We start from the raw sequence: 13,260 nt of genomic DNA, 5'->3' as shown, positions 1-13,260 counted from the left end.
GCCTGTTGGCAAAGAGTTGCGGTGTTCGCCCTTTGTCCCTAGCGATATAGCATGTCCGCGCCTGCTCGTCCCTTTCCGGCCCTCCCCTATCCGGCGATCCACGCCAGCCATATTGGCATTTGGATATCCGACAAAATGGGCCATGTGGAACGGGTCAGCCGTGGTCAGGCGATTTCCGCCGTGGCGGGCGCGCCGCATATCTTGCTGGGCGCACCGCTAACGGGCGACCGATTGGGCTATCCCGAATTATCCGGCCTCGACCTGCTGGAATGTTTCGCTTTCCTCTATCCCGCACGCTTTGCTGTTCCGACCCCTGCGGGCTTTGCCGCCGTGCTGGGTCTGGATGCACCAACCCGCGAAGAAGATGTCGCAGCCTTTCTGCCCCGCGCCGCGGCGGCCATGCTGGCCTGTCTGGCTGACCCTGCGTGGCCAGAACGCGAGGGGGCATGGCATGGCCTGCAAAGCCTGTCGCGCCAACGCTGGCCATGGGCGGAACTCATCACCCCCCACCTGCCCAAACCATCACGCGAAGAACGCTGGCTCTATTCCCGCCTGCCAGAATGGGAAGATCAGCCCCCCCGCCCCATGCCGCGCACCACGACCGTGGCCGAGGCGGATATTCTCCACCGCCTAGAAAAGCTGACGGGCGAGGGCGCCGAACGCCGCAGCGGCCAGCGTGATTTTGCCGCATCCGCCGCCATCGTCTTTGCGCCGCGCGAACAATCGGGCCGCCCGCATATGTTGGTGGCAGAGGCTGGCACCGGCATCGGCAAAACGCTGGGTTATTTGGCCCCCGCCAAGCAATGGATCAACCAAAGCGGCGGCAGCGTTTGCATTTCTACCTATACCAAGGCGCTGCAACGCCAATTGGCCCGCGAAACCGAACGGCTTTACCCCAATGCAGCGGAACACCGCGAAAAAGTGGTGGTCCGCAAGGGACGCGAAAATTACCTCTGCCTACTCAACCTCGAGGATGCGCTGCAAGGCGGCTTTGCGGGACGGGCGGCGATCTTGGCGCAATTGGTTGCCCGCTGGGCCGCCTATAGCCGCGACGGCGATATGATCGGCGGCGACTTGCCCGGCTGGCTGCCCGCCCTCTTCCGCCGCAACGGCACCACCGCCCTCACGGATCGGCGGGGCGAATGTATTTATGCCGCCTGCCCACATTTTCGCAAATGCTTCATCGAACGCTCCGCCCGTGCGGGGGCCCATGCCGATATCGTCATCGCCAACCATGCCCTGACGATGGTGCAAGCCGCCCGCCCCCGCGAAAATGGTGCGCCCGCCCCCACCCGCCTGATCTTCGACGAAGGCCATCATTTGTGGGACGCCGCCGACAGCATGTTCAGCGCGGCCCTGACCGGCCAAGAGGCGATTGAAATCCGCCGCTGGGTGATGGGACCAGAGGGCAAGTCCCGTGGCCGACGCCGTGGCTTGGCCGCGCGCTTGGCCGACGTCGCCAGCTATGACGAAGCGGGCGAACGGGCTATCCAAGCCGCCATCACAGCGGCGGGTGACCTTCCTGCCGATGGTTGGCTGGGCCGCCTATCCGAAGACGCTCCCTTTGGCGCGGTGGAAACATTGCTCAGCGCCGTCCGCGCCCAAGTCTATGCCCGCTGCGCTGGCCCCGCAGGCCAAGACAGCGGCTATGGCCTCGAAACCGAATTGGCCGACCCCGACGCCGCCCTGATCAGCGCCGCTGCCGAGGCCAGCGACGCGATTGACGCCCTCCAACGCCCCTTATTGACCCTCAGCAAACGCCTTGAAGCGGTAGTCGAAGAAGCGCCCGATTGGCTGGACGCCCAAGCCCGCGCCCGCATTGATGGCGCTCGCCACAGCCTGTCGTCGCGCATCGAAACCTTGGGTGCATGGCTGGCGCTGCTCGGGCGCGTCGGCGGCCCAGCCGACCCCAATTTCGTTGACTGGCTAGCAATTGACCGCGTCGATGGTCGCGAATTTGACTGCGGCCTCCACCGCCATTGGCTGGACCCCGCCCGTCCGGTCGCCGAGGCGGTGTATAAACCCGCCCACGGCGTGCTCGTCACCTCCGCCACCCTGCGCAGCGGCGACGGCTGGAACGATGCCGACATCCGCACCGGCGCACGGCATATGGACGGCGGCGTCCATCATCTCGGCGTCTCCAGCCCATTTAACTATGCCGAGCAGTCCGAAGTGCTGATTGTCACCGACATCGCCAAGGGCGACTTGCCCGCGCTGGCGGGCGCATATAGCCGCTTGATCGAGGCATCGGGCGGCGGCGCGCTCGGCCTGTTCAGCGCCATTCGCCGTTTGCGCATTGTCCATGCCCGCATCGCAGACCGTTTGGCCCGCGCGGGCCTGCCGCTCTATGCCCAGCATGTCGACCCGCTCGACACCGGCACTTTGGTCGATATTTTCCGCGCCGACCCGCACGCCTCTTTGCTGGGCACCGATGCGCTTCGTGACGGGGTGGACGTTCCGGGCAAATCGCTGCGCTTGGTGGTGATGGAAGGGGTACCATGGCCCCGCCCCACCATATTGCACGCCGCGCGCAAGGCCGCCCACGGCGGCAGCGCTTATGACGACAGCGTCATTCGCGCCCGCATCGCCCAAGCCTTTGGTCGGCTCATCCGCCGCGCCGATGATTTCGGGCAATTTGTCATGCTCTCACCCAGTTTCCCGTCCCGCCTGTTGACCTCCTTTCCGGACGGCACGCCCATCCACCGCATGACGCTGGACGACGTGGTGCGCCGCGTGACCGAAAGAAATGAAATTCAGCGAAAAAGCGTAACTCCTGCCTTTTCACCGTCCACAGTTTCCGGCACAAGGACAGCCTGAGCGAAGGCAATGAGAGGCAGAGACATTTTGAAGAGCTTGACCATCCTGCGACATGCAAAGTCCGGCTGGGATGCCACTGTCGAACGGGATTTTGACCGCCCCATTAACGCCAGAGGACGGCGCGGGGCCGAATTGGTCGGCCAGTGGTTAAAGCGACAGACTTTCCCATTGGACCAAATCACCGCTTCACCGGCTGTTCGCGTCACAGAAACATTGGACATTTTCCAACCCGCCGCTGGCTTGGCCGATGTTCCCGTCCATTTTGATCGCCGCATCTATCTGGCGTCCGCCGCCACATTGCTGGACGTTTTGCGCGAAACCAACAATGACGTGACGCATCTGATGATCAGCGGGCACAATCCAGGCCTAGAAGATTTGATTCTCATGCTGGTTCCCGCCGACGCCAATGACGAACTGCGCGCCAAGGTTGACGAAAAGCTGCCCACAGCGGCGCTCGCCCGTCTGGAATTGGACATCGACGACTGGAATGACCTCGAAGAGCGTAGCGCCCGCTTCACCAGCTTCATTCGCCCGCGCGACCTCGACCCATCCCTATCGCCAGCCATGGATGTAGATGATTAATCGACAATGGCGGCGACAATCGTAGCGCGTCGTCATGCACCGCCATTCATGCGGAACAAGCCAATCCGAACAACCAGCGGATAAGCCGATGCAAACGGGCACAAAAAAAGGGGCTTTGATCGCCCCTTTTTCTATCTCCACTCACCCGTGCCGCGCCGCAAAAATAGCGAAGCCCGCACAGGCGAAATTATGTGATGATCAATTCAGCGCGGCTTCCAAACGGTCGCGCAAACCAACCAATTTTTCAACAGCTACGCTCGGCGCCGACACAGGCTCGGGCTTGGTACCAATCGCCAAAGGCTGTGCGCCCATGTCGATCTGGGCCAAAGCTTCGGCTTCGGCGGGCGTGATGGATGCGCTGTCTTGCGCCTTCACCTCGGGCTGCGGCGCAGCTTTACGCCCCGCACGGGTCGACAAAGCCTTGCGTGCCCCGTCCACCGTATAGCCTTGAACATGCAATAATTCATGGATGCGCGTAACCAATGCGACATCCTCGGTGCGATAATAGCGCCGGCGACCCGACCGCTGAAGCGGTTTCAATTGTGGAAAGCGTGTTTCCCAATACCGCAGAACATGCGTGGGAACCCCGATTTTTTCGGCCAACTCTCCAATAGACAGCAAGGCGCCCTCCGCCTTGCTCGCGGCTTTCTTATTCACACTATCAGTCATATTTTCGTTACTCAGCAACCTGAAACGCGTGCGCGCATGGTTTGGCTCGCGCGGAATGTCATCACACGGCGGGGCAAAATAGGCACCTCGACGCCGGTCTTGGGGTTACGGCCAATACGCTCTGCCTTATCGCGCAGAACAAATGTACCAAAACCCGAAATTTTTACATTCTCTCCGTCAGAGAGAGCGTTGGTCATATGGTCCAAAATGGACTCGACAATGCCTGCCGCTTCATTGCGCGACAGCCCGACCTGCTGATTAATGCGGGCTGCAATGTCTGCACGCGTTAACGTTCCTGCCGTCATAAATATCCCCCTCCTGAAACCTATCAGGTTAGGACCACCCACCCATCAAGGCTGAATGTCCATGAACAAGGTGTAACAAAAGGAAATAAATCCGCCAATATGAAATGGATGGCAGCCATTTTCGAAATTTCGCGGCCCAAATATCATTAAATCATTTATTTTCAATAACTTAAAATCGCGCATGAACATAGCAGGCGGAAAATCGCGCTTTCTCCCGCAAAAATTCAATGCAGATTAACAAGGTTTCGACCGAAAATGAGACGAATCAAATTCGAATCATCTTCAGCCGATTTCCAATTGCAAAAATGACCGTTGGAAAATTAAACAATCGCCGTCTTTACAGACGCACCACTGCCGCGCCCCACGTAAAGCCGCCACCCATCGCTTCCAATACGACCAGATCACCGGCCTGAATGCGTCCATCGCGCATAGCCTGATCAAGCGCCAAGGGCACCGATGCTGCCGAAGTATTGGCATGCTGATCCACCGTCACCACCACGCGCTCGGCGGGCAGGCCCAATTTCTTGGCGGTGGCATCAATGATCCGGCGGTTCGCCTGATGCGGCACCACCCAATCAATCTCGCTAGGCGCAATACCAATATCGGCCATCACCTCACCCAAGACCGATGACAAATTGGTCACGGCATGGCGGAACACTTCACGGCCTTGCATACGCAAATGGCCGACTGTGCCCGTCGTCGATGGTCCGCCATCGACATAGAGCATATCGCCATATTGTCCTTCGGCATGCAGGCGGGTGGTCAAAATGCCGGGGCCTTCATGGCCAACCGCATCAACATCCTGCGCGGACAGGACAATCGCCCCTGCCCCGTCACCGAACAGTACACAGGTGGTGCGATCTTCCCAGTCCAAAATCCGGCTAAAAGTTTCCGAACCAATGACCAGCGCATGTTGGGCCGCGCCCGTGCGCAACATCGAATCCGCCACCGTCACGGCATAAAGAAAGCCGGAGCACACCGCTGCCACATCAAAGGCCACGCAATTGGGCGTGCCAATCAAGGCTTGTACCTTGGTCGCAGTCGCAGGAAATGTATTGTCGGGCGTCGCCGTCGCGACAATGATCAAGCCGATATCAGCGGGCGTCAGGCCAGCGGCTTCCAAGGCACGCTTCGCCGCCTCTGCGCCCAAAGTCGCGGTGGTTTCATCCGGCTGCGCAATATAGCGATTGCGAATACCCGTCCGCTCGACAATCCATTCGTCGCTGGTGTCGACGCGTGCAGCCAGTTCCGCGTTGGAAACGGCTGTGCGGGGCAAGGCCGAACCTGTGCCAACCAAAAGGGAGCGCAGCGTCATTGGTCGCTACCGCGGCGAAAATTACCCAGATCCTCAGTCACCTGACGAGTGATATCCTTCTCTACCAGCTCGGCGCACAGGTGAACCGCATGGGCCACTCCCTTCGCGTCCGCGCTGCCATGGCTTTTCAGCACAACGCCGTTCAAGCCCAAAAATACCGCACCATTATGATTATTGGGGTCCAAGCGGTGGCGCAACAATTCGGTTGCTGGCCGCGAAATCAAGAACCCAATTTTCGACCGCAGCGACGACGTAAAAGCTTCGCGCAGCAAATCCGTGACAAAGCGCGCCGTGCCTTCCATGGTCTTCAGCGCAATATTGCCTGAAAATCCATCATGCACAATCACATCCACTTCGCCGCGCGACAATTTGTCGCCTTCGATAAATCCGACAAATTCCATCGGCAAATGCGCGGCTGCGCGCAAACGCACAGCGGCTTCACGAATTTCATCCGTGCCCTTTTGCTCTTCGGTGCCGATGTTCAGCAAGGCCACACGGGGCCGCTCCAGCTTCATGGCTGTGCGCGCATAAGCCGCGCCCATCACCGCAAATTGGACCAAATTATTGGCATCGCAATCGGTGTTGGCACCCAAATCGAGCATCACACAGTCATGATCGCCAAGGGTCGGCATCAGGGCCGACAAAGCCGGACGATCAATGCCCGGCATCGTGCGCAGCGCCACTTTGGCCATCGCCATCAGCGCACCGGTATTCCCAGCGGACACCGCACCACCTGCATCACCACGCTTCACAGCATCAATGGCAAGACCCATCGAGCTATTGCGCGCTTTGCGTAAAGCTTGGCTTGGCTTGTCTTCACCGGACACCACACCATCCGTATGGATGATGTCCGACGCAGCCCGCAAATTGGGGTGATTGTCGAGCGCTGCCTTGATTCGCTGCTCGTCACCAACCAGCAAGAACCGAAGTCGATCATGCTGGTAGCGCGCTTTTGCAGCGCCCTCCAGCATGACACGCACGCCAACGTCACCGCCCATCGCATCAATAGCGATTCGCGGCGTAACGCTCATCAATAAGCCCTCCGGCTAGCGATCAAGCTTCCGCCGAAATGACTTCACGACCATTATAGTGGCCGCAGGCATTGCACAGATTGTGGGGGCGCTTCAGCTCACCACAGTTCGAGCATTCCTGAAAGGCTTCGACCTTCAGGCTGTCGTGGCTACGACGCATGCCACGCTTCGAGGGCGAGGTTTTTCGCTTGGGGACGGCCATGATATTTCCTGCATTCCAAAGTTTAACGAATCGGCATACCCGGATTTGTCCAAACCAAATAGCTCAGACTGGCCCGCCTTCGTGCCTGAAACCGCGCTCCCTCAGAAAGGGCGATGCTTTTCATACACAAGGTGCCTCAACGCCAAAACGGTGTCGGGTGCCGGTTGGAGCGGGGCTATACCCTTTTTCGGTACAAAGGCAAGCCCTACAGGCGTCGAAACCACGGAACTTATCCTCAACATGCTCGCGACTTGCCATCGACGAAGCCACAAGAAGATGGCAGTCTGATGACAGGCACGGCATTGCTTTGTCCGGCCGTTTGCCCAGATGGGGGAGAAACTATGTTCATTTATCCAATCAGCCTCAGCATCGCTGCTGGCGCCGCGCTCATCAACATATGGCTGATGATGCGCGTCGGCCGCGTCCGCACACAAGAAAAAATCTCTGTTGGTGACGGCGGCAATGAACGCCTGCTGCGCCGCATGCGCGCCCACAGCAATTATATCGAAAGCGCGCCTTTTGTCCTGATTCTGTTGTTTCTGACGGAATCGGCGCTTGGATCGTCCATGTGGCTATGGGCAGCGGGCTTCCTCTATCTGCTGGGCCGTATCGCCCACAGCTTTGGTATGGACGGCCTGTCATGGGCGCGCATGATCGGCACATTAACCACCATGGTGACGCTGCTCGGTCTGGCCATCACCGCTTTATATATCACTTATGCCACGCCCACATCGACCACAACCGAGATGGATATGGAAATGGGCATCAGCAATGAAGCCGTGCCGCTGGACTAATCCAGCGGCCCTGCCTTCATTCAAATATTCCCGTATAATTAGGCCGCGCCAATCGCCGTGTCGCTGACATAGGGGTTGGTGCGCCGTTCCTGACCAAAGCTGCTGTGCGGGCCATGCCCCGGCAGAAAAATAGTGTCATCGCCCAGCGGCCACAATTTTTGTGTAATCGAATCCAGCAATTGCTGATGATTTCCGCGTGGAAAGTCCGTCCGGCCAATCGACCCTTGGAAAATTACGTCGCCAACAACGGCCAAATTCGACGGGCCATGGTAAAATACCACATGCCCTGGCGTGTGGCCGGGGCAGTGAATCACGTCGATTTCCAAATTACCGACCGTCACCTTGTCGCCATCTTCCAACCAACGGTCGGGTTCGAAAAACTCACCCTGCATCCCAAAGCGCGCGCCATCCTCGCCCAAGCGTTCCAGCCAGAACAAATCATCCTTATGCGGCCCCTCAATGGGCACATTTAATTGCTTGGCCAGCACACCCGCTTGGCCGCAATGGTCCATATGCCCATGGGTGACGAGGATTTTTTCCACCTCAACGCCCGTCTGACGCACAGCATCCAGCAATTTCGGCAAGTCCCCTCCGGGGTCAATAAAGGCCGCCTTATTGGTCTCGGTGCACCACATCAGCGTGCAATTTTGCTCAAAGTTGGTGACGGGGATAATCGCCGCCTTCATGGGCGGCGTTGGCGGAGGATTTTGGGATGCGCTTTGCTGTGTCATGCCGCATGATGTGGGCAAAGCCGCGCTTTTTGGCAAGCCCCAGCCGCGCCCCCTAGCGCATCACCATTTCATCACCGCGAATCTCAACGCTCGTTAGCCGCGCCAAAAAGCTCTGCCCCAGCAAAGCAGCGGGCATATCTTGGTCGTCCGGCAAATCCAAAATGGCGGCGCGCACATCCCGTTCGCGAATGCCGCCAATATCCACTTCATCCAATGTCACCATCCGCATCGGCACCACACCCCCTGCGGTGCGCGCTTCGCCAGCAATGGGCAAATCTTCGATGCGAATACCCATGGCCTCGGCATCACGGCGGCGCAGCGCGACCAACGACGCCCCGCTATCCACCATCACCCGCGTTGTCCGACCATTGATCCGCGCATCCGCATAAAAATGCGAATCCGCCGCGCGGCGCAGCGTGACGCTGACATTGCCCGTCGAATCGCGCTTGGCTTCGGTGACCATCGGCATATGGGCGGGGTCCAATTGCGCGCGGCGCGGCTTTTCATGGCTGACGCCCTGCACAGCAATCAAAGCGATAAAGGCCAGCAACAGACATAAAGGCAACAGCCGCATCAACCCTCCACCGCCGGATTGCTATCCATGCTATATCGCAACGCCACACGTCCATCGGCCTGCTGCGCCGCGCCTATGCAAATATAAGGGCGCGTTGCCGCTAGGCCGATATCCCGCGTCGATATGGGCCATAAATTTTGCGTGGCCCGCCGCGCATCCATCACACAGGCAATGGCTTCCGGCATCGCTTGCCCTTGGCCGCTCAACACAGCCTGCTCCGCCGCGCCAGCCCAAGCCGGCATGCGCCAGCCAAAAACCTCTATCACAGCATCGTCCGCCAACGCCGATTGGGCCGAAAATTCTGCGCCAAGCGGCAACCCCATCATCGCCCGCAGCATTTTGCCGCCATCAGCGCGATGTCCTGCAAAGACTGTTCGAAACTCCGCCAACAAAGCCTCGCGGACCGGCCCTTGCGCCAAGGGGACCAAATTACCAAGGCTCGCCCCATCCGCCCGCACCGCCCGCCGAACTGCCGAGCGCCGCAACACCTCCGCGCTTTGCACATCCAGATATAGGCCGCGATGATCGTCACAAAAATCATATTGCGCGCTGGGCAGCAAATTGCCCCCCGCCACGTCGCTGCACTGCCGCAGCACCCCCGTCACCCGCAGATCCGCCGCGCCCTGCCCCGCGCTATCATCCGACCATCCCGCAAGGCCCAATTGCACCCCGCTGCTCGACGGATCATTATAGCGGCTAGGCTGGGCATAAATATGCAGCCCATCATCGATCAACAGGCCATCAAGCGCATAGGCCGTGATGGTAAAACAATCCCCCACAACCCCATTCAACGCCTCTGCCACGCTGACAACAGCGCAAGACCCTGCACGAGCATCCCGCGCATCCGCAGCAACAGCCACGCCCCCTGCCCCCGCCGCGCTGCCCAGCAGCAACACTGGCAAAAGGAGTGCCCGCAACCTCACTCAGCGGCCATCCAGCTTGGCATTTTATCCACAGGCACATCCTCGACGCGCAAATGTTCCACCGACAGGCCAAGTTCGGGATAGGCCACACGTTGGCGCTTCTCATTCGCGTCCGCCAAGGGCACGACAATCAAGCGCCGGTTGATCTTTTGCCGCCAATTCATGCGGGCGGTATTCTCTTGGCCGACATAACAGCCTTTGGTAAAACTAACGCCGTTCAATTCCGCCGCATTGGTTTCCAGCCACAAAATATCGCCCAACTCCGCCTGCCCCTCGGTCACGCCCAAAGACAAACGATGCGCCAAATAGGCAGCATCCGCGCCCGCAACTTCGCTACTTGCTGCCGCCAACCAGCGCCGACCAATGGCGGCCAAACGCGGGTCCGACACGCCCTGCTCGCCATCCTTCGCCCAATGCACAGCCAAGGCCGGTTCCACGGCTATGCTGATCGGACGGCGCAAGCGATAGAGCGTCAGCCGCTTCACCAAGGCGTCCGCCGCTCCGGCCTCACAATCCACCAGCACGTCCTCGCCGTCCGCCCACAGGAAAAAGTCGAACATCGCTTTGCCCTGCGGCGTCAGCAACGCCGCCCAAACGGGCAAGTCGCCGCTGGTGTCATTGGTCACAAGGCCTTGTAAAAATCCGCGAACATCATCGCCGGACAAACGGATTACCGCACGGTTAAGAAGGGTGGTATTGGACATGGCTATAATCTAGGGCGGCAGGCAGTAAATCCCAAGCCCTATCGCATCATATAGCCACAAGAGTTTGCCATGACTGATCGTATCACCATCCGCCGCCCCGATGATTGGCACGTCCATTTGCGCGATGGCGCGATGCTGGATCATGTCGCACCTTATACCGCGCGCCAATTCGCCCGCGCCATTGTGATGCCCAACCTGTCGCCGCCCGTCACCACCGCCGAAGAAGGCCGCGCGTATCGCGACCGTATCAACGCCGCCGTCCCCGCGGACATGAATTTCACGCCGCTGATCGTCGCTTACCTCACCGACAGCAGCAGCCCCGACGAAATGGCGCGTGGCCATGCCGAAGGCGTGTTCACCGCGGCCAAACTCTATCCCGCCCATGCCACCACCGGCAGCGCGCATGGCGTCACCAACATTGCCGCTATCCGCCCCGTGCTGGAAAAAATGCAAGACATCGGCATGCCCTTGCTGATCCACGGCGAAGTCACCGACCATGATGTCGATATTTTCGACCGCGAAGCCGTGTTCATCGAACGCACGCTCGCGCCCTTGGTCCGCGACATGCCCGAACTCAAGATTGTGTTCGAACATATCACCACCGCCGAAGCCGCGCAGTTCGTCGCTGACGCCCCCGCATATGTCGGCGCCACCATCACGCCGCAGCATATGCACATCAACCGCAATGCGATGTTGGTCGGCGGCATCCGTCCGCACGCTTATTGCCTGCCAGTTGCCAAGCGCGAACAGCACCGCCTCGCCGTGCGCGCTGCCGCCACATCCGGTTCGCCGAAATTCTTCCTCGGCACCGACAGCGCCCCGCATGTGAAGGGCGCAAAGGAATCCTCATGCGGCTGCGCTGGCCTGTTCAACGCGCCTTATGCCATTGAAAGCTATGCCATGGCGTTCGACGCCGACGGCGCGCTGGATAAACTCGAAGCTTTTGCCTCGGAAAATGGCCCGCGTTTCTATGGCCTGCCCTTGAACGAAGGCAGTATCACGCTGGAACGCAGCCCCGTAACCGTGCCCGACATGATCGGCGACGTCGTACCCTTCCATGCTGGCGAAACCATCGGCTGGAAGCTGGTCTAAACGACCGCCCACCTTCCCAAACAAAAAAAGGCCGCAGCGGACATCCCCTGCGGCCTTTTTTTTCATTCCTTCACGCTGGCTTATCCCGCTAACGCCTGTTTACGCTTGCGCCACATATCAAAGCTGAAAATCGCAATGCTGATCCAAATCAACGCAAAGCAGAAAATCTGCACCGGCTTCAGCGGTTCTTTGAACAAGAATAAACCCAGAAAAAACAGCAAAGTCGGTGCCAAATATTGCACAAAGCCCAGCGTGGTATAATTCATCAACCGCGCCGCCTTGGCAAAAGACAGCAGCGGCAAGGCCGTCACCACGCCCGATGCGATCATCAGTCCGGTCATCCAAGCATCACTACCAAATCCGCGCCCATCGCCAAGGCCGATGTAATAAAGGCCAACCACCAAAGAAATGGGCATCAAAATAGTGGTTTCGACCGCCAAGCTGGGCAAGGAATTGACCGGCATAATTTTGCGCAGCAAACCATAAAAGGCAAAGCTGCTGGCCAAAATCACGCTGATCCACAAGGTATCCAGCGCGCCCGCCAACAAGGTCGCGACCCCCACCGCCGCCACACATACCGCCAGCAATTGCAGCCGCGACAATCGCTCACCCAAAAACAAAGTCGCCAGCAATACATTCATCAGCGGGTTCAAATAATATCCCAAACTGGCGGCAATCACATGCCCCGTAAACACGGCATAAATATAAAGCAGCCAGTTACAACCGATCAGCAAGCTGCTGACGACCAACAAGCGCAACGCCTTTTTGTCGCGAAAAACGCTGAAAAACTCGCCCATTTCTTTGCGGAAATATAAAATGGCCAAGCATAATGGCAGCGACCAAATGACCCGCTGAACCATGACCTCCAGCGGCGGGGCGCTTTCCAGCAATTTGAAAAAAATTGGGAACAGGCCCCAGATAAAATAGGTCATCACTGCATAGGGCAGTCCCGCCAAATCCCCACTGCGGGTGTCGGCGGCAACAGGTTCGTCAGTCGTCACGGCATATCACTTAATAAAACGGAATCGGCACCCAAAACGGGCGCAAGGTCATCAGGGGAATAGGATTAAAAGATACCGCCGCCCAGCATCAAACGCAGCGTGCCCACACCAATCACCACCAAATTCAAATTTCGCCCCGACGTTCGGTCAGATAAAACGCCCAGCGCCAAGCCAAAAATGGCAAATGGGATAATCACCCAATTGGCCCAACCCAAAAGAGGAATAAAAGCGAAGATCGCCAAAAATAGCGAACAAGCGCCCACGATCAGGGACAAAATATTCAACATAGCCGCAACTTTGCATGACTTTCTTCACGGCACAATATGCGACCGATGGCTGCTTCAAAAATTCTTTTCATCGACGCTGAGGGGCAATTGATCTTGTTGCGTAATGTTCATGCAACGGCTGGCATTATCCCTTCGTTGCACAGGCAACTAATTTATGTGGCACCGCCGGCAAAGATCGATATGATATGTCAGATGACATGTTGCGATCGCGCCGAGTGTCCATGAATTTGAAC

The 13,260-nt window shown here is 58.5% G+C and carries 15 protein-coding genes; 4 read left to right on the top strand and 11 right to left on the bottom strand.

Annotated features, from left to right (window positions below; all coding sequences use genetic code 11):
- The first annotated feature begins 51 nt into the window (after positions 1-51).
- Both LKO31_RS06905 and LKO31_RS06900 read left to right on the top strand, forming a co-directional pair.
- Complete coding sequence (locus tag LKO31_RS06905) at positions 52-2,817, top strand: ATP-dependent DNA helicase (protein ID WP_227689497.1); 2,766 nt, start codon at positions 52-54, stop codon at positions 2,815-2,817.
- Positions 2,818-2,844: 27 nt separating this feature from the next.
- A complete protein-coding gene (locus LKO31_RS06900) occupies positions 2,845-3,399 on the top strand; it encodes a SixA phosphatase family protein (protein ID WP_227689496.1) in 555 nt (184 codons plus the stop codon).
- 198 nt (positions 3,400-3,597) lie between these two features.
- Here LKO31_RS06900 and LKO31_RS06895 read toward each other — a convergent pair whose 3' ends face one another.
- The 5 genes from LKO31_RS06895 to rpmF all read right to left on the bottom strand — a co-directional run bounded on the left by LKO31_RS06895 (position 3,598) and on the right by rpmF (position 6,921).
- Complete coding sequence (locus LKO31_RS06895; RefSeq protein ID WP_227689495.1) at positions 3,598-4,068, bottom strand: MerR family transcriptional regulator; 471 nt, start codon at positions 4,066-4,068, stop codon at positions 3,598-3,600.
- Positions 4,069-4,079: 11 nt separating this feature from the next.
- Positions 4,080-4,373, bottom strand: a complete 294-nt coding sequence (locus LKO31_RS06890) for an integration host factor subunit alpha (RefSeq protein ID WP_227689494.1) — start codon at positions 4,371-4,373, stop codon at positions 4,080-4,082.
- 337 nt (positions 4,374-4,710) lie between these two features.
- Positions 4,711-5,688: a beta-ketoacyl-ACP synthase III gene (locus LKO31_RS06885; protein WP_227689493.1), complete on the bottom strand. Its 978-nt coding sequence runs from the start codon at positions 5,686-5,688 to the stop codon at positions 4,711-4,713.
- Positions 5,685-6,719, bottom strand: a complete 1,035-nt coding sequence (plsX, locus tag LKO31_RS06880; RefSeq protein ID WP_227689492.1) for a phosphate acyltransferase PlsX — start codon at positions 6,717-6,719, stop codon at positions 5,685-5,687. Before plsX ends, LKO31_RS06885 begins: the two co-directional genes overlap by 4 nt.
- 22 nt (positions 6,720-6,741) lie before the next feature.
- Positions 6,742-6,921: a 50S ribosomal protein L32 gene (gene rpmF, locus LKO31_RS06875; RefSeq protein ID WP_227689491.1), complete on the bottom strand. Its 180-nt coding sequence runs from the start codon at positions 6,919-6,921 to the stop codon at positions 6,742-6,744.
- A 341-nt stretch (positions 6,922-7,262) separates the two neighbouring features.
- Here rpmF and LKO31_RS06870 point away from each other — a divergent pair, with 341 nt between their 5' ends.
- Positions 7,263-7,715 (top strand): MAPEG family protein, encoded by a 453-nt coding sequence (locus LKO31_RS06870; protein ID WP_227689490.1) that lies wholly within the window; start codon positions 7,263-7,265, stop codon positions 7,713-7,715.
- A 38-nt stretch (positions 7,716-7,753) separates the two neighbouring features.
- On the opposite strand, the gene LKO31_RS06865 is transcribed toward LKO31_RS06870, so the two are convergent.
- The 4 genes from LKO31_RS06865 to ygfZ are packed head-to-tail and all read right to left on the bottom strand — an operon-like array spanning position 7,754 to position 10,647.
- Positions 7,754-8,446: an MBL fold metallo-hydrolase gene (locus tag LKO31_RS06865; RefSeq protein ID WP_320443481.1), complete on the bottom strand. Its 693-nt coding sequence runs from the start codon at positions 8,444-8,446 to the stop codon at positions 7,754-7,756.
- 52 nt (positions 8,447-8,498) lie between these two features.
- Positions 8,499-9,020: a retropepsin-like aspartic protease family protein gene (locus LKO31_RS06860; RefSeq protein WP_227689489.1), complete on the bottom strand. Its 522-nt coding sequence runs from the start codon at positions 9,018-9,020 to the stop codon at positions 8,499-8,501.
- Positions 9,020-9,943 carry a hypothetical protein gene (locus LKO31_RS06855; protein WP_227689488.1) on the bottom strand — a complete coding sequence of 308 codons (924 nt, stop codon included), beginning with the start codon at positions 9,941-9,943 and terminating at the stop codon, positions 9,020-9,022. The genes LKO31_RS06860 and LKO31_RS06855 overlap by 1 nt, the downstream gene beginning before the upstream one ends.
- Positions 9,940-10,647 carry a CAF17-like 4Fe-4S cluster assembly/insertion protein YgfZ gene (gene ygfZ / locus LKO31_RS06850; RefSeq protein ID WP_227689487.1) on the bottom strand — a complete coding sequence of 236 codons (708 nt, stop codon included), beginning with the start codon at positions 10,645-10,647 and terminating at the stop codon, positions 9,940-9,942. Before ygfZ ends, LKO31_RS06855 begins: the two co-directional genes overlap by 4 nt.
- Positions 10,648-10,716: 69 nt before the next feature.
- On the opposite strand from ygfZ, the gene pyrC reads away from it, so the two are divergent.
- A complete protein-coding gene (gene pyrC, locus LKO31_RS06845) occupies positions 10,717-11,739 on the top strand; it encodes a dihydroorotase (RefSeq protein ID WP_227689486.1) in 1,023 nt (340 codons plus the stop codon).
- An 80-nt stretch (positions 11,740-11,819) separates the two neighbouring features.
- On the opposite strand, the gene rarD is transcribed toward pyrC, so the two are convergent.
- Both rarD and LKO31_RS06835 read right to left on the bottom strand, forming a co-directional pair.
- A complete protein-coding gene (rarD, locus tag LKO31_RS06840; protein ID WP_227689485.1) occupies positions 11,820-12,740 on the bottom strand; it encodes an EamA family transporter RarD in 921 nt (306 codons plus the stop codon).
- A gap of 65 nt (positions 12,741-12,805) precedes the next feature.
- Positions 12,806-13,027: a hypothetical protein gene (locus LKO31_RS06835; RefSeq protein WP_227689484.1), complete on the bottom strand. Its 222-nt coding sequence runs from the start codon at positions 13,025-13,027 to the stop codon at positions 12,806-12,808.
- Positions 13,028-13,260: the final 233 nt, after the last annotated feature.

This window comes from Sphingopyxis yananensis, from assembly GCF_020687785.1.
Classification (GTDB): Bacteria; Pseudomonadota; Alphaproteobacteria; order Sphingomonadales; family Sphingomonadaceae; genus Sphingopyxis; species Sphingopyxis yananensis.
The sequence above is the reverse complement of the archived record's forward strand: the minus strand, read 5'-3'. Positions and strand labels throughout refer to the sequence as shown.